The sequence below is a fragment of the Kutzneria sp. 744 genome (assembly GCF_000568255.1).
Classification (GTDB): Bacteria; Actinomycetota; Actinomycetes; order Mycobacteriales; family Pseudonocardiaceae; genus Kutzneria.
In genome coordinates this window covers 10,022,804-10,043,153 of the sequence record NZ_KK037166.1, presented here as the reverse complement: position 1 = coordinate 10,043,153, position 20,350 = coordinate 10,022,804, and the positions used below count along the sequence as shown (strand labels likewise).

Annotated in this window: 15 protein-coding genes and 1 pseudogene; 7 read left to right on the top strand and 9 right to left on the bottom strand. The window is 71.0% G+C overall.

Annotated features, from left to right (window positions below):
* Positions 1-12: 12 nt before the first annotated feature.
* Complete coding sequence (locus KUTG_RS45895; protein WP_157495261.1) at positions 13-1,356, bottom strand: cation:proton antiporter domain-containing protein; 1,344 nt, start codon at positions 1,354-1,356, stop codon at positions 13-15.
* 404 nt (positions 1,357-1,760) lie between these two features.
* Here KUTG_RS45895 and KUTG_RS45890 point away from each other — a divergent pair, with 404 nt between their 5' ends.
* Both KUTG_RS45890 and KUTG_RS57350 read left to right on the top strand, forming a co-directional pair.
* Positions 1,761-4,115: a non-ribosomal peptide synthetase gene (locus KUTG_RS45890; protein WP_052396203.1), complete on the top strand. Its 2,355-nt coding sequence runs from the start codon at positions 1,761-1,763 to the stop codon at positions 4,113-4,115.
* A gap of 331 nt (positions 4,116-4,446) precedes the next feature.
* Positions 4,447-5,037: pseudogene (locus KUTG_RS57350) on the top strand (phosphopantetheine-binding protein); the annotation flags it as partial.
* 36 nt (positions 5,038-5,073) lie between these two features.
* On the opposite strand, the gene KUTG_RS64695 reads toward KUTG_RS57350, so the two are convergent.
* Positions 5,074-6,108: a C40 family peptidase gene (locus tag KUTG_RS64695; protein ID WP_157495260.1), complete on the bottom strand. Its 1,035-nt coding sequence runs from the start codon at positions 6,106-6,108 to the stop codon at positions 5,074-5,076.
* Positions 6,109-6,225: 117 nt separating this feature from the next.
* Here KUTG_RS64695 and KUTG_RS45880 point away from each other — a divergent pair, with 117 nt between their 5' ends.
* Both KUTG_RS45880 and KUTG_RS45875 read left to right on the top strand, forming a co-directional pair.
* Entirely contained in the window at positions 6,226-6,972 is a 747-nt protein-coding gene (locus KUTG_RS45880; protein ID WP_232241293.1) for a YoaK family protein, read from the top strand.
* A 104-nt stretch (positions 6,973-7,076) separates the two neighbouring features.
* Positions 7,077-7,709, top strand: a complete 633-nt coding sequence (locus tag KUTG_RS45875) for a GTP pyrophosphokinase (RefSeq protein WP_043726211.1) — start codon at positions 7,077-7,079, stop codon at positions 7,707-7,709.
* 9 nt (positions 7,710-7,718) lie between these two features.
* Here KUTG_RS45875 and KUTG_RS45870 read toward each other — a convergent pair whose 3' ends face one another.
* Positions 7,719-8,069: a YybH family protein gene (locus KUTG_RS45870; RefSeq protein ID WP_043726208.1), complete on the bottom strand. Its 351-nt coding sequence runs from the start codon at positions 8,067-8,069 to the stop codon at positions 7,719-7,721.
* A gap of 60 nt (positions 8,070-8,129) precedes the next feature.
* Here KUTG_RS45870 and KUTG_RS45865 point away from each other — a divergent pair, with 60 nt between their 5' ends.
* Positions 8,130-8,939 (top strand): MerR family transcriptional regulator, encoded by an 810-nt coding sequence (locus tag KUTG_RS45865; RefSeq protein ID WP_043726207.1) that lies wholly within the window; start codon positions 8,130-8,132, stop codon positions 8,937-8,939.
* A 6-nt stretch (positions 8,940-8,945) separates the two neighbouring features.
* Here the strand turns inward: KUTG_RS45865 and KUTG_RS45860 are convergent, their stop codons facing one another.
* The 5 genes from KUTG_RS45860 to KUTG_RS45840 all read right to left on the bottom strand — a co-directional run bounded on the left by KUTG_RS45860 (position 8,946) and on the right by KUTG_RS45840 (position 14,434).
* Positions 8,946-10,823, bottom strand: a complete 1,878-nt coding sequence (locus KUTG_RS45860; RefSeq protein WP_052396202.1) for a fibronectin type III domain-containing protein — start codon at positions 10,821-10,823, stop codon at positions 8,946-8,948.
* Positions 10,824-10,964: 141 nt separating this feature from the next.
* On the bottom strand, positions 10,965-11,825 hold the full coding sequence (locus KUTG_RS45855) for a helix-turn-helix domain-containing protein (RefSeq protein WP_052396201.1): 861 nt from the start codon (positions 11,823-11,825) through the stop codon (positions 10,965-10,967).
* 64 nt (positions 11,826-11,889) lie between these two features.
* Positions 11,890-12,468 (bottom strand): CGNR zinc finger domain-containing protein, encoded by a 579-nt coding sequence (locus tag KUTG_RS45850; protein WP_157495259.1) that lies wholly within the window; start codon positions 12,466-12,468, stop codon positions 11,890-11,892.
* A 22-nt stretch (positions 12,469-12,490) separates the two neighbouring features.
* Positions 12,491-13,339, bottom strand: coding sequence for an alpha/beta fold hydrolase (locus tag KUTG_RS45845; protein WP_084580583.1), 849 nt, complete (start codon positions 13,337-13,339; stop codon positions 12,491-12,493).
* Between the two features lie 600 nt (positions 13,340-13,939).
* On the bottom strand, positions 13,940-14,434 hold the full coding sequence (locus tag KUTG_RS45840) for a hypothetical protein (RefSeq protein WP_043726205.1): 495 nt from the start codon (positions 14,432-14,434) through the stop codon (positions 13,940-13,942).
* Between the two features lie 117 nt (positions 14,435-14,551).
* On the opposite strand from KUTG_RS45840, the gene KUTG_RS45835 reads away from it, so the two are divergent.
* The gene (locus tag KUTG_RS45835) at positions 14,552-17,221 is read left to right on the top strand and encodes an AfsR/SARP family transcriptional regulator (protein ID WP_157495258.1); all 2,670 of its coding nucleotides are present in this window, start codon (positions 14,552-14,554) and stop codon (positions 17,219-17,221) included.
* A gap of 114 nt (positions 17,222-17,335) precedes the next feature.
* Positions 17,336-17,992 (top strand): ATP-binding cassette domain-containing protein, encoded by a 657-nt coding sequence (locus KUTG_RS45830; RefSeq protein WP_052396199.1) that lies wholly within the window; start codon positions 17,336-17,338, stop codon positions 17,990-17,992.
* A gap of 41 nt (positions 17,993-18,033) precedes the next feature.
* On the opposite strand, the gene KUTG_RS45825 is transcribed toward KUTG_RS45830, so the two are convergent.
* The coding region (locus KUTG_RS45825) for an MMPL family transporter (RefSeq protein ID WP_052396198.1) at positions 18,034-20,350 on the bottom strand (2,317 nt) is incomplete at its 5' end.

Below are 20,350 nucleotides of genomic sequence, written 5' to 3'. Positions count from 1 at the left end.
GTCCTCCTGGTGTCATGTCGGCCCGCCGCGTCCTGGCGACGGGACAATTCCGGCGTCGTCACGGCGCCCGGTGAGGAAGTCGGACGACATCGGCGCGTCCTCCGGGCGGATCAGCCGGCGCAGCAACGGGCTGGCGAGCACCGTCGTCGCCACGGCGGTGATCACCATGACGGTGAACATGCGGTCGTCGAGCACCCCGACCTGCAGGCCGATGCCCAGCACGATGAGTTCGGTGAGGCCCCTGGTGTTCAGCAGCGCGCCGAGCGCGATGGTGTCCCGCAGGTTGAGCCGCGTGACCGGTGCCGCGATGGCCGCGCCGCCGAACTTTCCGGCGCAGGCGACCAGGATCGCCGCGCCCAGCTCGGCCAGGCCGAGCCAGCCGAGGCCGCCCAGATCCACTGACAGCCCGGTGACCACGAAAAAGACCGGCAACAGGATGGTGTTGAGCTGGCCGACCCGGTGCGGCACCTGCGGGGCGGCCCGCTGGAACTCCGCCCGCGGCAGCATCGCGCCGAACAGGAAGGCGCCGAACACGGGATGCAGGCCGATCGCGGTCGTCGCCCACGCGGATCCGAGCAGCCCCACCACCAGCGTCATGAACAGCACGGCCTCGGCCTTGCGCCGTCCGGTCAGGTGCCGCGCCAGCCGACGCAGGGCCGGCCGGACCAGCAGCGTCATCACGACGACGTAGCCGGCAAGTCCGGCCAGGGTCACCGCGACGGCCATCGGGCTGGTCGCCGAGACCAGCGTGACCACGAGGATGAGCAGGCACCAGGCCACCACGTCGTCGACCGCGGCGATGAGCATCGAGAGCACGCCGAGCCGGTGCCGCTCAAGGCCGCATTCCTTGATGATCCGGGCCAGCACCGGAAACGCGGTGATGGCCATGGCCGTGCCGATGAACAGACCGAAGTCCAGGCCGCCGACGGCGTGACCGTTCACAGTGGAATGATCCGAGTACAGCACCGCGGCCAGCGCGAAGCCGAGCCCGAACGGCACCACCAGCGAGGCCGCCGCGGTGAACCCGACGGCCCGGCTGCTGCCGCGGGCCTGCCCCATGTCCAGTTCCCACCCGACGAGGAACATGAACAGCACCAGCCCGAGTTGCGCGATGCCGTTGAGCAGGGTGCGCACCTCCGTCGGGAACAGCAGCGCCGAGAGGTGGCCGGGCAGCAGGCCGAGCAGACTCGGCCCCAGGGCCAGGCCGGCCACGACCTCGCCGACCACGGCCGGCTGCCGCAGGCGCCGGGCCAGCGCCGCGAAGGCGGTGCTGGCCAGCACGATCACCGCCAGGGCCAGGAGGAAGGTGGCGATCACCGCGTCCTGGTGGGCGAGGCCGGACGGCAGTCCGAGCATGGTCAGCACCTCGTTCCGTGCTCACGCGACGCCGCGGCCGACCAGGTCCGGCAGCGCGCGTCGGCGATTTCCGGACCCGTGCGGACGTGTTCGGAGTACAGGTTGAGACAGGCGCGCACGCAACACTCCTTGCTTTCCTGTTGATTCCCTGCTTGCTTCACGTTCGAATTGACCGGACGTCACGAACCCGATGGACGGTACATTCCGCCGAGGTCCTCGAGAAGTGTTGTCCCGTCGCCAGGACGGCCGTCAATAGCCCGGGACTACCCCGTGACCAGCGTAAACCGTCCGGCCCCCTTGGTATGTCGCCGTGGGGTTGGTACGCTCCGGCCGGGGGTGGCGCACGCTAATTCGCCGCCAATTTCGCGTTCGCCGGTCGTGATACTCGCAAGGAGTGGGCGCGTATGGTTCCATTGTCGTTCGCGCAGCGTCGGTCGTGGTTCATGCACAAGTTCGACGACACCGCCGCGGCCCACAATGTCACCGTCGCCCTGCGCGTCGCCGGCCGCCTGGACGTGGCCGCGTTGGCCGGGGCGGTCCGCGATGTGGTGGCGCGGCACGACAGCCTGCGCACGACCTTCGTCGAGGACGACGACGCCCGGCCCGGTCAGCGGGTGCTGCCGATGGGTGACGTCCAGTTCGACGTGCCGGTGTTGGTGGTCGAGCCGCGCCGGGTCGCCGCGGCCGTGGCAGAGGTGTCCGGCCGCCGATTCGACCTGACCGCCGAGATTCCGGTTCGCGCGTGCCTGCTGGCATCGGCGTCGGACGATCACGTGCTGGTGCTGGTGACCCACCGCATCGCGGCGGACGACGAGTCCATCGCGACGGTGGCCCGCGATCTGGCCGCCGCGTACTCGGCGCGCATCGCCGGCCGCCGCCCGCAGTGGGCCGAACCGGCCGCGAGTTATGCCGATTACGCGGTGTGGCAACGGAAACTGCTGGGCGACGAGTCCGATCCGACGAGCCCTCAGGCGGCGCAGGCCGCGTACTGGCAGGCCGAACTGGCCGGCGTGCCGTCACCGCTGCCCCTGCCGACCGACCGGCCGCATCCGCCGGCCATGAGCCACCGGCGCGACCTGGTGGAGTTCGCCGTCGACCCCACGGTGCTGGCAGCGGCCGAGCGGCTGGCCGCCGACCGGGGCGTGACCGTCGAGATGGTCTTCCAGGCGGCCTTGGCCGTGCTGCTCGGCCAACTCGGCTGCGGCACGGACATCCCCCTCGGCACACCGGTCGCCGGCCGCGCCCGGGACACGTCCGAAGGCAGTGCCGGGAAGACGTTCGACGGGATCGCCGGCCTTGTCGGGCCGGTCGCCGACACCTGGCTGTTGCGCGTCGACCTGGCCGGCAATACGTCGTTCGCCGATCTGCTCCACCGGGTCCGCGCCAAGTCGGTGGCCGCCGCGGCCCATCGGGATGTGCCGTTCGCGCGCCTGGTCGAGGTCCTCGACCCCGAGCGTTCCCTCGCCTACCACCCGCTGTTCCAGGTGATGCTCACCGTCACCACGCCGCAGGAGTTCAGTCTGCCGGGCCTGCTGGTGTCGCGCGAGCCGGCCCCCGGTGCCACCGCCATGGTCGATCTGGATATCCGCCTCATGGTGGGACCGGACGCGTCGGGCGCCATCGACTACGCCGCCGATCTGTTCGATCGCGCGTCGGTGGTGGCGATGGCCGACCGACTGCTGCGGGTGGTGCGGCAGGTCGTGGCCGACCCGGACCTGCCGGTGGCCACCGTTGACGTGCTGACCCCGGCCGAACGCACGCGCCTGACCCACTTGGCTGGCACGGCCACTGATCCCCCCGAGGTCACCGTGGCCGAACTCGCGCGACGGCGGTCGGCCGCTTTCCCGGACGCGATCGCCGTGGAGTGCGGGGCGACCGTCCTGACCTACCGGGAACTGCATGCCCGGGCCAACCGGCTGGCCCGACACCTGGCCGCCGAGGGCATCGGCCCCGAGTCGGTCGTGGGCGTGTCCCTGCCCCGCACGGCGGACCTGGTCACCACCCTGCTGGGCATCCTGGTGTCGGGCGCGGCGTATCTGCCGATCGATCCGCGCTATCCCAGCCAACGCCTGGGCTTCATGCTGTCCGACGCCGCACCCGACGTGATCATCACGGACCGGGACACCCGCTCCGTCCTGCCGGACACCGACCGGCCGTGCCGGCTGCTCGACGACCTCGACCTGGATCACGGCGACGGAACCGACCTCACCGACGCCGACCGGGTGGCGCCGCTGCGCCCGGACAACACCGCCTACCTGATGTACACCTCCGGATCCACCGGCACTCCCAAGGGCGTGGCCATCACCCACGCCACTGTCGTCAACGACATCCGCTGCCTCGCCGAGGTGGTCGGCCTGCGGGCCGGATCGCGGATGCTGGCCGCGACCTCCATCAACTTCGACGTCTCCGTCTTCGAGATCTTCACCGCCCTCACCACCGGCGCCACCCTCGACCTCGCGCGCGACATCCTCGAACTCGGCGAACGCCGCCACTGGACGGGCAGCACGCTGCACACCGTCCCGTCCATCTTCACCGCCGTGCTGGACCAGCTGGCCGGCAAGGTCGATGTGGACACCGCGGTGTTCGCCGGGGACGCGCTGTCGGCCACGCTGGCCCGCCGGGTCCGTGCGGCCTTCCCCGACGTGCGGGTGGTCAATGCCTACGGACAGACGGAAAGCTTCTACGCCACGGCCTACGTCGTCCCGGCCGATCTGAAGCCTCCTATTATTGTCCTCAGCCTTACGGCTCGAATCAAATAATGTATTCTCGCCCCGAATTCGTCCACCCCCCAAAATTCTCAAGCCACCTAGCTATACACGGGGGGGCGAATAACCGCTTATGGTGCTTCAGTGACATTGTTCTAGAGTTCATTGGCTCCACTATTCTGAGCATAAGGGCGCCGCCGTGCCCATCGGCCGGCCACTCGGCGGCACCCGCGGCTACGTCCTAGGTCCCGGCCTTCGCCCGGCGCCGCCCGGTGTCACCGGCGAGCTGTACGTCGCCGGCGCCATCGCGCGCGGCTACCGTCACCGCCCCGGCTTCACCGCGGAACGGTTCGTCGCCGATCCCTTCGGACCGCCCGGACAGCGCATGTACCGCACCGGTGATCTGGCCCGCTGGAACGCCCAGGGCCAACTGGAGATCGCCGGCCGCACCGACACACAGGTGAAGATCCGTGGGTTCCGGGTCGAGCCCGCCGAGGTCGAAACCACCCTCGCCGCCCATCCCGGCGTCACCAACGCCGTCATATCGGCGCGGCCCGGGCCCGACGGCAACCGGCTCGTCGCCTACGTGGTCCCGACCGACCCGGGCAACGCGCCGGACGACCGCAAGCTGCGTCGATTCGTCGCCGATCGGCTGCCGGACTACATGATTCCGGCCGCGTTCGTCCTGCTGGAGCGGTTGCCGTTGACTCCCAACGGAAAGCTCGACCGCGCGGCGCTGCCCGCGCCCCGACGGGCGACGAGCGGCCATCGCACGCCCCGCACCGAGCGGGAACGGGCGCTGGCCGAGCTCGTCGCCTCGACACTGCGGCGCGACCGGGTCGGCATCGACGACGACTTCTTCGCCCTCGGCGGCCATTCGCTGCTGGCCGTACGGCTCGTCGGCCGGATCCGAGCCGAACTCGGCCTGGAAGTGCCGCTGCGCGCGGTGTTCGAGGCGCCGACCGTCGCGCGGCTGACGGACTATCTGGCCGCGCGCGGCGGGCCCGACGCGTCAGTTCGTGACGAGGCGGCGGATGACGGTGATCGGGCCGATGGCGTCGATAGGGCTGATCTTGACGGGCTCGCCGAAGGTGGCGGCCTGGATGGCCCGGTTGTGGTCGATGGCCAGGGCCACGTGCTGGACGGGCTGGTAGAAGTAGATCAGGTCGCCGGCCCGGACGTCGGCGCGTGACACGGCCAGGCCGACGAGGGCCTGGTCGGCGGCGACGCGGGGCAGGTGGACGCCGGCGGCGGCGTAGGAGGTCTGGACGAGGCCGGAGCAGTCGTAGGCCCGCGGACCGACGCCGCCCCACTCGTACGGCTTGCCCATCTGGGCCAGGGCGAAGCGCAGCGCTGCGCCGACGGCACCCGGGGGCACCGCCACGTTCTGGGCCGCACCGCCGCCCTGCAACAGGGAAAGCTGGTCGGGCGGCAGGGCGTTCAACGCCGACCGCACCTGGGTGACCCGCTTGTCCAGGTCGGACCGCTGCGCGCTGACCTTGCTCTCGGTGTCGGTCGCCGCCTTGGCGGCCTTGGCCGCGGCGGCCTGCTGGTGCTCGGCCGCCTCGCGGGCCTTGGACGTCTGGGCCAGGGTCTGGGCGGTCGCCGACTGCACGGCGTCGTCGGCTCCGTGGGCCAGGGCGGCGACGATCGAGGCCGAGGCGAACTGGTCCTGGCTGGCGCTGTTCAGCACCGCGGCGACGCTGTTGGCCGGCACCAGGGCCCGGAGTAACGCCGCCCGCTGCTTGCGGTCGGCCACCAGCTGGTCGGCCTGCCGCACCGCGTCCTTCCAGCTGCCGTCGGCCGCCCGGAAGGCGGCGTCGGCGTCCGCGGCCTGCTGCCGCAGGGTGTTGGCCTGCTCCTGAGCCTTGAGCAGCTGCTCGTTGACGCGTTCGGCCTGGTGGCTCAGATCGAGGTAGCGGCCGACCAGGCCGGCCACCGTCGTCGGGGCGTCGTCGGCCCCGGCGCTGACCGCGGGCACCACCAGCGGACTCACCGCCGCCGCCAGCACGACGACGCAGCACGACCTCAACCCGAGCTTCCGCATGGTCCCCCTACCGCCGCGAGCCTCCGGCTCCGACCTTAGCGTTTTCCACCGGGTCGGCGGCGGCCGTCGAGGACACCTCAGGGGCAAACCGGCTCGCCCGTTGGGGAGACCACGAGCGTGCCCGGCGTCACCGCGGCATTTCTCACATGGCGACCTCCGTTCTCCCGGGATAAGGTCGGCGCCGTGCGTCGACGTTTTGACAATGAGACGACCCTGTCGTGGCTGCTTTCCGGACTGGCCGGGATGACGGGGGCGACGGCATTCACCCACAGCTCCGGGTATTTCGTCACCTTCATGACCGGAAATACGGAGCGATCGGTCCTCGGCTACTTTTCCGGCACCCCGCACCTGGCGTTGGCCTCGACCGCGCTGATCGCCGCCTTCCTGGCCGGTGTCGTGGTCGCTTCCCTGCTGCGACGCCATCTCTGGAAGCGCCACGCCCACGGCGCCACCGTGGTCACCACCGTGGCGCTGGTGCTGGCCACGATGTTCGACCTGGAACTGAACGGCTGGACCGGGCGTGATGTGACGTTCACTCCGATCGCCCTGATCTCGTTCGGCATGGGCGCGCTGAACGTCTCCTTCGTGCGCAACGGCGAGGTGTCCATTCCGCTCAGCTATGTCACCGGAACCCTCGTGAAACTGGGTCAGGGCATCGAGCGCCACATCAGCGGCGGCACCGTCTTCGAGTGGCTCGGTTATGCCATTGTCTATGTCTCCTTCATCGTGGGCGCGTTTGTCGGCGGCCTGCTCGCCCTGGCCACCAGCGGGGCGCAGCTGCTGCTGGCGACGACGGCCGTGTGCGCGGTCATCAGCGGCTACACCTACTTCCACGTCGACCGGGCGCGAGTAGAGGTGGCCTGACAACGCTGGTCACACGAACGCCCTGGTCACTCGAACGGGCGCCGCCGGGCGAGCCGGTATCGTGGTTCGTGAGGGTCGACCGGAGCGGGGTGTGACGGAGTCCGATGAGTGGCGACGCGTTGCTGGATGAGTCCGTGACGGACGCGATCCGACAGCAGCCCGGGTTCCTGCTGGTGTACAAGTTCGCCATCGAGGAACTCATGACCAAGCTCCGCATCCTGAGCGAGGAGTTCGACCTCACCCACCGGCACGACCCGATCGAGCACATCACGAGCCGTGTCAAGCGGCCCGAGGCCATCGCGGCCAAGGCGCTGCGCCGCGGCCTGGCCGCCGACCTGGCGGCGATCGCCGAGGGCCTCGACGACGTGGCCGGGGTGCGGGTGGTGTGCCCGTTCGTCTCCGACGTCTACCAGGTGGCCGACATGCTGACCGGCCACGACGACGTGGAGCTGCTGCGGCGCAAGGACTACGTCGCCGTCCCCAAGGACAACGGCTACCGCAGCCTGCACCTGATCGTGCGTATCCCGGTGTTCCTCTCCGACCGGGTCGAGCGGGTCAAGGTGGAGGTGCAGCTGCGCACCATCGCCATGGACTTCTGGGCCACCCTGGAGCACAAGCTGTTCTACAAGTACGACAGCCAGGTGCCGGCCGACTTCGCCACCGAGCTCACCGATGTCGCCGCGCTGGCCGCGCAGCTCGACTCCCGCATGGAGAACCTGCACCGCCGCCTGCACTGACCGCCGGCGTCACGGCTCGATCACCAGCTCGGCGATGTGTGCGCCGTCCGAGTCGAAGTCAGTCAGGGTGAAGCGGAAGCGCAGGTCGACGACGCCGCCGGGGAAATTTCCCTCCAGATGGTGCACGGCGACGTAGTGCCGGTCGTCGACTCGTTCGGTGCCCGTGAGCTCGATGGTGTACTTGTACTCGTTGGCCGAGCGGGACAGCCAGGCGCGGATCTCGTCGTGGCCGCGGTAGGTCCTGCCCTCGTCGACGACCACGGCGTCATCGGTGTAGCAGGCCAACGCGGGGTCCAGGTCGCGGGCGTGGTGGGCGGTCAGGTAGCGGGTGATCACCGCGGGCAGTTCTTCGTCGTTCATGGTTCACACGGTGGGGCCTCCCGTAGGGGGAGGGTCAAATCCGTCGGGCAGAGTGGGGGCATGGTCCGCGGATTGACGATCGGCGAGTTCGCTCAGCTGACGCACCTGAGCGTGCGAACCCTGCGCCGCTACCACGAGTCCGGGCTGCTGGAGCCGGCCTCGGTCGACCCCGGCAGCGGCTACCGCTACTACGCCGGCGAGCAGATCCCCACCGCCCAGGTGATCCATCGGCTGCGCGAGCTGGACGTGCCGCTGGCCGACGTGGCCAAGATCCTGGCGACCGAGGATCCGTCGGAGCGCGCGGACCTGGTGGGCGGGCATCTGCGGCGGCTGGAGGCGGAGCTGGCCCGCACCCGGGCCGCCGTGGTCTCCCTGCGTCAGCTGCTGCGTCCCGACGACGGCGGGCTGCCGGTCGAGCTTCGCCCGGTGGCCGCCCGGACCGTCGCCGCGGTCGAGGGTGTGGTCGACCGCGACGACGTCCTGTCCTGGTACGCCGAGGCCATGGCCGAACTCGACGCCGCGCTCGGGGATCGCCCGCCGCTCGGGCCGCCGGGCGGCCACTACGCCAACGAGTTGTTCACCGGTGGCCGGGGCTCGGTGCTGGTCTACCGCCCCGTGGCCGATCCCCCTCGGCAGGGCCGGGTGACGCCCGTGAACCTCCCGGCCGCCGAGCTCGCCGTGGTGGTCCATTGTGGACCCCACGACGACATCGACGTCACCTACGGCCGTCTCGGCGCCTGGGTCGTCGAACATGCCCTGGCCGTCGACGGCCCCGTGCACGAGACCTATCTGGTCGGTCCAGGCGACGACCCGGATCCCGCGGCATGGCGCACCGAGATCGGCTGGCCCGTGTTCCGCCTCGCCGTGTGAACGCGCTCAGAGCGTCAGCGACCAGCTGTCCAACAACCCCGTGCCTCGACTGCCTCGATCGGTGACCCGCAGCTGCCACTGGCCGCCGGCCGGTGAGGAGAAACTGCTCGCGCTGAACGTCTTCGCGCCGGTCCAGGGCGTACAGCCGGAGCCGCCCGAGTTCTTGAGCCAGTAGGACCAGCCGTTGGGGTCGACGAGGGTGACGGCGAGGTCCTCGGCGCAGGCGTACTGGATCGTCACGCCGACGGTGAGGGTGGCGGCCACCCGGCCGGTCAAGGTCGACGTGATGGGGCTGGAAACGGTCTGGTAGCCGCGGATCGGGTAGTCGGTGTCGTTGGTGAGCGTGCGGCCGTCGCTGCCGCCGGCCTGGGTGCGGGCGGCGACGGCGGTGCTCGCGGGAGAGGCGTTGCCGGCGGCGTCGCGGGCCTTGACGGTGAAGGTGTAGGCGGTGTCGGGGTTCAGGCCGGTCACCGTCGCGGAGGTCTGGGCGACGCTGGCGGCCAGGGATGAGCCGTTGTAGACGTCGTAGCCGGTGACGCCGACGTTGTCGGTCGAGGCGTCCCAGGCCAACGAGACGCTGGTGGCGCTGGTGCCGGTGATCCGGGGACTGCCGGGAACGGTCGGCGGCGTGGAGTCGCTGCCACCGCCGCCGGTCACGAGCGTGAGCTGCCACTTGCCGAGCGCCTCCAGCACCGGCTGGAAGATCGACATGTCGCCGTCGCCCGGGTTCTGCACGCACTGCGACGGCCCGCCGGAGTGCAGCCCGGCCGCCTTGTCGCCGACCAGCCAGCCGCCGCCGGAGTCGCCGCCGAGGGAACAGGCGGTGGTCCAGGTGAGGTCGTCGACGACGTTTCCGCCGTAGTCCACGGACTTGTGCGTGTACTTCACCTCCCCGCACTGCCAGTGCGACGTGTTGCCGGAGTGGCAGACGCGGTCGCCGACCATGGCGTCGACCGCGCCGGAGACGGTGACGGCGGGCTGGCCCCAGGTGTTGACCACGGGCGAGACGGTCCAACCCGGCTCGGTGACGGCGACCAGGCCCATGTCGCCCTCGTGCGCGTTGACGCTGTGGGTGCCGCCCACATTGGACGTGCCGACCCGGTTCTGCTGTCCGGACGCGCCGTACGCCGGCTGGTCGACGTCGTTGGTGCAGTGGCCGGCGGTGAGAAAGCCCTTGCCGCCGACGGAATCCGTCACTCCGAAGCCGACCGAGCAGTTGCTCTCGCTGCCCGGCCACCAGGGGCTGCCGGTCTGCACGGTGCCCGACTGCGGCCGCGGCGAGGAGTCGGTCTCGGTGATCGTGACGCCCAGATCCCTTGCCTGGGCCAGGAAAACCGCCGTCACGGCTGTGCTTCGGGTCCGGTCGACCGACACCGTGACGGAGTTGTTCCGGACGTCGACGCCCCAGCCGAACACGCCTGGCACACCGGCACCGACCAGCTTTCGGACGGCGGCGGTGGTGCGGTCGAGGTCGTTCTGGCTGCGGGCAACCGTTTGCGCCTCGGCCCCCGCCGCACGGGCCTCGTCGGCGGCGGCCGGAGTCGTCACCGCGACGACGAGTTTGCCGGCGGCGGCGTCGAACCAGTACCCGGCCGAGTGCGCCCGCACACCCGCCGGCAGGGCCGCCGCGACGCGATGGGCAGCGTCCTGGGCGGCCAATTGGGCCCGGGCTTGGTCGGTTGTGAGCCCGAATGCCGATGCCACGCCGTCGATCTCGGCTTGTGGATGCCCGGTGTCGGCGGCCACGCCGTTGGCCCCAGCCTGCGGATCCCCGGCGGAGGCCGCGGCCGGTCCGACGGACAACGCCAGAACCGAACCGGCCAGCGCCGCCCCGCTCGCGATGGACAGCAGTTTCCTACGCCACAGTGCTTTTCCCGCACCCATGGGTTTGACCCACCTCTCCGGCTCGCCATTGAGCCACGCCTTGCAAGGTAGGCACCGCAACGGCCTGTGCGAAGGGGATGAGTAGGCCTCGCCGTTCATCCTGTTCACTCCGCCCGCGCCGGGTTGACGGTTAACGAGCGGTCACGTCCATTCCCACCGCAGCCCGAAAGTGCCGGCTCTGCCGTCGAGCACGATCAACCGAGCGGCGTGGGCCGCGCCGATGGGGACGACCGGATCCGGGCCGTCGGGGGTGATCTGGTAGCAGCGAACAGGCACGGCGGTCGGGTCGAAAGCGACCTCAAGCACGTACTGGTGCACCGGGTTCGCGAAGCGCCGGGTGCAGTCCACGGTCCGGCGGCCGTCCGCCCCGATGTCCAGCTCGTACTCCACCGCGGTGCGCTGACCGCGGTTCAACGGCTGGTCCAGCCACACCTCGCCGACGAGGACCCGACCACGCCGGTCCGTGCACACGCGTCCGACCCGGCCGCCGGAGACCATGCGCAGCTCGGGCACCGCCTCGATGTCGTCGCGCATGACGAGGAACCGGTCGATCCCGTCCTTGGTCGCCTCCAACACGCTCGTCACCCGCACCCGTTGCTCGGCCCCGGCCGCGTCGATCCACATCCGTTCGTGCACGCTCACCGTGCGCCGACCCTCGTAGGGAACGCCGATCCGCTCGATCAGCCGTGTGATCGCCGCGTCTCCCGTCGGCCACAGATCGGCCACCGGCAGCGGCGCGGCGCCGACCCTCCCCCGCCGCTGCGGCGCCTCGCGTTCGGCACAGGACAGCAGAGAGCCTTGCGGCACACGGAGAATGTCCTCCAGCGCACGCACGGCCGCCAACGAGGACAGCCCTTCCGGCCGTCGCAGGCCGCGCGCCCAGTACGACAGGGTCGCCGCGCTCAGCGACACCCCGTGCCCACCCAACCGGTGCGACAGGCCGGCCAGCGTCAGCCCGCGGTCCGCTATCGCCTGCCGCAACCGTGCCGCGAACTCCTCCACGCCACGGACCCTAGCCGCCGTGTCGAACGTCTCGTGGCCAGGAGAAGCCGTCGCCGCGCCATGGTCAGGGTCTCGGACCGTCGTCCTTGACCCGCTCGTAGTGCCGGGCGACGCGGGCGCGGTTGCCGCAGATGTTGGCGGTGCACCAGATGCGCCGCTTGTTCTCGGCCAGGAACAGCATCGAGCACGTCGGACTGGCGCACCGACGGAGCCGGCCCAGCCGGTCCGCGTCGGCCAGCAGCCCGATGGCCTCGGCGGCGATGAAGGCCAACGCCGGATTGCCGCCGAAGTCGTTGTGCCACCGGGTTTCCGCGCTCCCCCAGCCGACCAGCCGCGGACTGGTCGGCACCGAGGCGGCAGTGGCGTTGAGGTCCTCGACCAAGGCCGGATCCGGTTCCTCGCCGGCAAGGTGCGCCTCGAACAACGACCGCAGCACGCCACGCAGCCGTCGGGCGGCAGCGGGGACGGGCGGGTCGCCAGCGGGGAGCCGCCCGGCCTGCACCTTCCACCAGGCGTCGTACTGCTCGGGGTCGGCGATCAGGTCGGCCGTCAACGCGTGCGTGTCGACCAGGTCGAGGGCGACCAGCGGCTCCCCGCCCATCGGGAAGCCCGTGGCCTGCACCAGCTCCACTGTCGGACTCATGGTCACCACCCCACCCTATCCATTAGTCGGACGTCAGGAAGCGCCGCATCAGGCCGGCGATCTCGTCCGGCCGCTCGTCCAGGGGGAAGTGGCCGGCCTCCAGCACGTGCACCTCGGCATCCGGCACGTCCCGCCGGTACGCCTCCGCCTCGGCCTGCTGAAAGGACGGGTCGTACCGACCCCACAGCACCTGCAGCGCCGGCCGGTGCGCCCGCAGCCATTCCTGCCAGGCCGGGTAGCTCGCCACGTTGGTGCGGTAGTCGTAGAACAGGTCGGTCTGGATGTCCCGCTGGCCCGGCCGGTCCAGGAAGGCCTGCTCGTCAGTCCACAGATCAGGGTCGTATGCCTCAACGTGCGGGCTGTGGCCCACGTGCCGCAGCCGCGTGGCGGCCGGGCTGAAGAAGTTCTCCCGCAGCGCCGCCTCATGGGCCGCGCGGTCGGCCCAGAACGCCTTGCGTGTCTCCCACAGCGGCCCGAGGCCGTCCTCGTGCGCGACGGCGTTCTGCACCACGATCGCGCGCACCCGCTCCGGGTGCGCCACCGCCAGCCGGAAGCCGACCGGGCCGCCGTAGTCCTGCACCACCAGCGTGTAGCGGTCCAGCCCCAGCACCTCGGTGAACCGGCCCACCACCTCGGCCAGGCGGTCGAAGGTGTAGCCGAAGTCGGCCGGGGCGTCGCTGTGCCCGAAGCCGGGATAGTCCGGCGCCACCAGGTGGAACGCGTCGCCGAGCCGGCTCAGCAGCGGCTCCCACATCCGCGACGAGGACGGGAACCCGTGCAGCAGCAGGAGTGTGGGCGCGTCGACCGGCCCCGCCTCCCGGTAGAACACCCGCAGGCCGTCCACCTCGACCGTCCGATAGCCGACGCTCACCGCAGCCTCCCAGGTCTAACGCATGAAATCTCCCAACACACGTTAGCATTATCTCGCGCTCCGACCCGCTGCCCGGCGACCCCACCTTCGACCGGCTGACCGAGGTCACCGGCAAGGCCATCTGGGCATCGGCGACTACGCGGTCTACATGATCGACTTCGGCGCGCCCGTGGGGTTTCGCATCGCGCTGGCCGGCCATCGACTGGACGTGCCGCCGCTCGCCTTCTGATCCACGCCACGACGGTGTCGGGCGTCGGCTCTTGTCGACGCCCGACACCGCTTCGCACGGTCGGGCCCGACGGCGGGGGGACCGACCGGTTCGAACGGGCTGGCACACCGTCCATAGAGCACTGTCCCCTTCGGAATCACTGGGTCAGGGAACGAGATCAGGGTAATCCCGGGTCGGCGACACCGCGCGGAACGGCGTTCGAACGGGCAGCGTTGTCTACCTGCCGCCGGCACAGAGGCCGGATTCGATCGCATTCCGGCCCATGCGACGGTCACACCCCGCCAGGTGGCTACTGCCATTCCGAGCCGCACAACGCCATGCCCGGGAGATTCCGCTCCCGGGCACGGCGTTCGGCCAGACATGAATGTCACTCACGCCGTAATGTGTGTCCACCCCCAGGAATCGCGGAAGCCACAGCTCGGGTAGGTGCCCAGACAGTCCTCGCCGTAGGCCAAGAACGTGTCGGCAGCGGACCCACGGTGGATCCGAGGCGTCCAGCACTGGACCTGCCCGGGCGTCACGTGGTCATTGCCGCCGGAAGCGTCACAGTTCCACGATCCGGTTCGCACCCCGTTGGTGTAGTGGTACAGGACCGCCTGCCCGTAGTTGCCCGCCGCCATGGGGGCATAGAACTGGACATAAGCCCAGTAGTAGCCGCCCTGGGTGCACAGCTGCACGGCGCCGATGTGGGCGCCGTTGCCCTGGATATCGATGTAGTGGGCGTCTACCACGGCCCCCGGCCCGGCTGAGTGGTTGCAGTTGGGCGGTGCGGCCGAGGCGCTGCCGGAGAAGCCCATCACTCCGGCCAGGGCCAGGCAGAGGGCCGCGAGCACGGTCCCCCACCGGCGGGTTGCTTTCGTCAACACGAGAATCCCCTTTCGATCACGGGGCATCACAGTGGTGGGCCGTTCGTGTGAATCTCTTGCAGTGTTTCTGCATGCGCCAGCTCAAACGGATAAGCACTGGGGTCGGGGGTGGTTCCGGTGGTCGTTCGTCTGCTCGGGGAAGTGGGCGCGCTGGCCGACGGCCGGCCGCTGCCCCTGGGCATCCCGCGGCAACGGTGCGTGCTGACGGCGCTGGCGGTCGACGCCGGGCGGGTGGTGCCGGTGGACCTGCTCGTCGACCGGGTGTGGGGCCCCGACGCCACGCCACGGGCCCGGGCGACGCTGCACAGCTACCTCTCCCGGCTGCGGCGCGTGCTGTCCGCCCTCGACGGCGTGACGATCGATCGCCGGTCGGGCGGCTACGTCCTGCACGCCGAGGTGGACCTGCACCGCTTCCGCGACCTGTGCGCGGCGAGCACCACGGCCGACGACGAGCAGGCGGTCGCGCTGCTGACCGATGCCCTGAGTCTGTGGCAGGGGCAAGCGCTGACCGGTCTGGACGGCGAATGGATCGAGGCCGAACGCGCCCGGCTGGCCCGGGAGCGGCTGACCGCGCAGCACGACCTGGCCGACGCCCGCCTCCGCCTGGGCCATGGCGGGCAGCTGGTGGTCGAGCTGGCCGAGCGGGCCGGCGCGCATCCGCTGGACGAACGGGTAGCGGGCCAGTACATGCTTGCCCTGCACCAGATCGGCCGCACGGCCGACGCCCTGGAGCACTACCGGCAGGTGCGGACCCGGTTGATCGAGGAGCTGGGCACCGAGCCCAACGGCCCGCTCCAGGAGCTGCACGGCCAGGTCCTGACCGGCACTCCCCCACGCACGGAATCGTTGGCCCCCATGCAGTTGCGGGCCGCGCCGAAGTCGTTCGTGGGCCGCGAGGAGGACCTGAGCCGGCTGGACTCCGGGCTCGACGCCGCGAGGTCGGACGGCACGATGATGCTCACGGCCGTCACCGGCGCCGGCGGCCTCGGCAAGACCTGGCTGGCCCTGCGCTGGGCGCACCGTCACCTCGACCGGTTCCCCGACGGCCAGCTGTTCGTGGACCTGCGCGGCTTCAGCCCCGACAACGGCCCGATGCCGCCGTCGACGGCGCTGCGCGGGTTCCTCGCCGCCCTGGGCGTCGGGGCGGGGGCCATGCCGCCCGACGAACACGCCCGGTCCGCACTGTTCCGTAGCCTCACCGCGTCTCGCCGGATGCTGGTGGTGCTGGACAACGCCGCCAACACCGAGCAGATCACCCCGCTGCTGCCCGGCGGCGAGGCGTGCGCGGTCGTCGTGACCAGCCGGAACCGCCTCACGGGCCTGGTCACCGCCCACGACGCCCGCCGCGTGCCGCTGGAGGTGCTTTCCGAGGACGAGGCCCGCGGCCTGCTGGCCGTGCGCCTCGGGCCGAGCCGGGTGCACGCCGAGCGCACGGCGGTCGACGAGCTGATCGACCGCTGCGGCGGCCTGCCGCTGGCCCTGAGCGTGATCGCCGGCCGGGCCGGCCTTTCGCTGTCCGCTGCCGCCTCTGAGCTGCGGGAATCGGGCCTGGACGGCCTGGCCGACGACGATCCGTCCGCGAGCCTGCCCACGGTGCTGTCCTGGTCGTACGAGGCGTTGACCGAGGAGCAGGCCGAAGCGTTCGGGCTGCTGGCCATCGCGCCCGGACCGGACATCAGCCTGCTCATGGCGGCCAACCTGATCGGGCTGCCGCCCGGCCGTGCGCAACGGGTGTTGCGGGGCCTGGAGCAGGCGTCGCTGCTGGATCAGGACTCGTGTGGCCGCTACCGGATGCACGACCTGATCCGTGCTTACGGCACACAGCGCGCATCCGACACCGCGCCGGCACAACACCGCATGCTCGACCACTGCGCCCACACCGCTCACCGCGCCGGCCTGCTGTTGGACGCCCACCGAGGGCCGACCGGGCTTGCTCCGCCCACGCCCGGCCCTCACGTCCAGGAGCTGCCCGATGCCCGGGCGGCGATGCTGTGGTTCAACGCCGAGCGCCCCACGCTGCTCGCCGCCCAACATCTCGCGGCGAGGCTGGGCCGGCACCACACCGTGTGGTGGCTGGCGATGTCGCTGGACACCTTCCTACAGCGGCGCGGCCACCGCCACGACCGCCTCGCCGTCTGGCGGTCAGCGTCGAGCCTGCCCACCCCCGCCACCCTCCGGCACCTCGGCCAGGCCTGCGCCGCCGTGGGCCGACACGAGGAGGCCCTGAGCCACCTCCGGCAGGCCATCGACCTTGCCGCCGACAACCCGTACGAACTGGCCCACGCCCACCAGACCATCGCCCGCCTGCTGGACGACCATCAGGCGTTGCGTCACACCCAAAAGGCACTACACCTCTTACAGCGCCTCGATACGCCCCTGTGTGTGGCCCACGGACACAACGCGATCGGCTGGCACACGGCCCGTCTCGGCGACCACGACGCCGCCCGCCGCCACTTCCACGCCGCGCTCGCCCTGCACCGCGAGCACGGCAACGCCGCCGGTGTGGCCATCAGCCTCGACCGGCTCGGCACTCTCGAACACGAGCACGGCCGCCACCACGCGGCCATCGACCACTACCGGCAGGCCCTGGCCCTGCGCCGCCACCTCGGCAACAGCCACGAGTACGCCAGCATCCTCGACCGCCTCGGTCCCCCGCACGCCGCCCTCGGCCAGCACGACCAGGCCCGCGCGCTGTGGCAGGAGGCGCTGCGGCTGTACCGGCGTCAGGGGCGCGACGCGGACGCCGCCCAGGTGCAGCGTCGGCTCGACATGGCGGCTTCTGAATAGGGGGGTGGGGTTAAGTCCCTCAGGGCCGGTCCGGGGGATCTTCCCGATGTGCCGACGAGGCCTCGCCTCTAGCGTTGATCTCACCAAAGACGACGGATTCTCGGAGGTCAGGCCATGTTCACTTCGGTGTCGACGCTCACCCCGCTCGCTTCCCGCCCCGCCGCTGCCGCCGCGGTCGAGGTCTCCGGGCTGCGCAAGCAGTTCGGCGACCAGGTCGTGGTGGACGACGTCGCCTTCCAGGTGCGCGCCGGGACCGTCACCGGCCTGGTCGGCAGCGGCAAGACGACGGTGCTGGCCATGGTGGCGGGGGTACTGCCGCCGGACGAGGGCGCCGTCCGTGTGTTCGACGTCGACCTGTGGGAGGACCGGCAGCGGGTGATCCGGTCGGTGGCCAACACGCCGCTCGACGGCAGCGGGCCGCGGGGTGACCTGACGGCGTGGGCGACGCTGACCAGCGCCGCCAAGGGGCTCGACCCCGAGGAAGTGGTGGTCCGGACCTGGGACCTGCTCACGTTGACCGGCTTGGCCGAGCAGACCATGGCCCGGGTCTCGGACCTCACGGCGGGCATGCGCAGCCGGCTGATGCTGGCCCGCGCCCTGCTGGGCCGCCCCGCGCTGCTGGTGCTCGACGAGCCCTTCCGTGACGCGGACGAGGAGTCCGCGCTGACGATTCGGTTGGTGCTGGAGCGTTTCGTCGCCGAGGGCGGCACGGTCGTGCTGTCCGGCCCGCACCCGCACGGCCTGTGCGACGAGGTGCTGGAGCTGGGCTGAGGCCGGCCCGCGTCGCCACGGACCGGCCCCAGGCTCCGGTGTCAGCTCGACACGGTCTCCCGTTCCTTCTCCACCACCGGCTCGGCGCCCGGCAGCGGGTGGCTGCGCTCCAGCGCGGCGCCTTCGACGTCCACGTTGGGCAGCAACCGGTCCAGCCAGCGGGGCAGCCACCAGACCGCCTTGCCGGTGAGGTGCATCAGCGCCGGCACCAGCAGCATCCGCACCACGAAGGCGTCGAACAGGACGCCGACGGCCAGGCCGAGGCCCAGCGGCCGGACCAGGGTCAGCTCGGAGAAGACGAAGCCGCCGAACACCGCCACCATGATGATCGCGGCCGCGGTGACCACGGCCCGCCCGTTGCGCAGGCCGGCGGTGATGGCCGCGCGGGCCGGCACGCCGTGCACGTACGCCTCACGCATGCCGGACACCAGGAACAGCTGGTAGTCCATGGCCAGGCCGAACAACACGCCCATCAGGATGATCGGGGCGAAGTCCAGCACCGGCCCCGGATCGTGCACGCCGAACACCGTCGACAGCCAGCCCCACTGGTAGACCGCGACGACCACGCCGAACGCGGCGAACAGCGACAGCACATAGCCGGCGGTGGCGATCAGCGGCACCAGCAGCGACCGGAACACGATGATCATGATCAGCAGCGACAGGCCGACCACCACGATCAGGTACACGGGCAGCGCGTCGGACAGCTTGTCCGAGACGTCGATGTTGGCGCTGGCCGAGCCGGCGACGCCGAGCGTGATGCCGCCGGGCAGCGTCGGCAGCGCACGCAGCCGCGCCACCAGGTCCGCGGTGGACACACTGGTCGGGCCGTCGGCCGGAATCACCTGGAAGGCAAAGAAGTCCTTGATGTCGGACACCGCCGCCGGGGCGACCGCGACCACGTCCGGCTGTTGGCTCAGCACACGGGCGATGTCGACCTGAGTGGCCAGCACGTCATCGGCGGCGACCGGCTTGGGCGTCTGCGCGGTGATCAGCAGTGGACCGTTGACGCCGGTGCCGAACTTGTCGGCGACGGTCTTGAACGTCCGGTACGCGGTGGAGTTCGTGTCCTGGGCGGAGCCGTCGGGCAGGCCCAGCCGCATCGACAGCGCGGGCGCGGCGACCACCAGCAGGGCCGCGATCGCCAGCCCCGCCGTCACGATGGCCCGCCAGGTCGGCATCGGCTTCGGGGCAGCCTCGGCGTGCTCGTCCTTGCCGATCGCGGCCCGCATCCGCTTGGTGAGCAGGCGCGGCCCGACCATCCGCAGCAGCGCCGCCGGCAGCGTGATCGCGACCAGCACGGCGACGGCCACACAGACCGCGCCGACGTCGCCCATCACGCTCAGGAACGGAATCCCGGTGACGTTGAGCGCCAGCAGCGCGACGATGACCGTGGCGCCGGCGAAGACCACCGCGCCGCCCGCGGTGCCGTTGGCCAGGCCGATCGACTCGTGCACGTCCATGCCCGCGCGCAGCTGCCGTCGATGCCGGTTGACGATGAACAACGAGTAGTCGATGCCGACGGCCAGGCCGAGCATCAGGCCCAGCACCGGGGTCACCGAGGCCATGTCGACCACGCCGGAGAACGCCATCGCCCCGGCCACACCGACGCCGACCCCGATCAGCGAGGAGATCAGCGGCAGCACGGTGGCCAGCAGCGTGCGCAGCATGAGCAGCAGCACCAGGGCCGCCACGATCAGGCCGGTGATCTCGCCCGGGCCCATCAAACCGTTGGTGGACTGCGCGATCTCCGACGAGTAGTCGACCGTCACGCCCGGGATCGCCGCGGCGTCCAGCTTGTGGGCGACGCTGTCCTTGGCTTCCTGCGGCAGCGAGAACTGGTCGTCGGAGAACATCACGACGCCGGTCGCGGTGGTGCCGTCGGTGGAGACCGTGCGGATCTTGGAGGAGAAGTCGAGCAGCTGCTTGCCCTGCTCCAGCGGCTTGGACTTGGTGGCGATCTGCGCTTCGCCGGCGTCCAGCTGCTTGGTCTGCGCGTCGAGCTGGGCCTGCTGCTGGTTGATCTGGGCGAGCGCGGCCGGGTTGCCCGCGGCGGCGGTCTTCGCGGCGGTCAGCTGCTGCTGCGCGGCGGCGATCTGCTGGCGTCCGGCCGCGATCTGCGCCCTGCCGTCGTCGACCTGCTTCTGCCCGTCGGCTAACTGCTTGCGCTGGTCGGAAAGCTGCTGCTGCACCGTGAACGGGTCGACGACGTCCCGCACCCGGTCATGTCCCTTGAGGCCGGCCAGCAGGTCGCTGACGCCCTTCTGTTGCTCCGCCGTGAACGGCTTGCCGTCCTTGGTCTGGAACACGACCGTGCCGGCGACGCCGGCCAGGTTCGGCAGCTTCTGCGCCAGCTGCGCC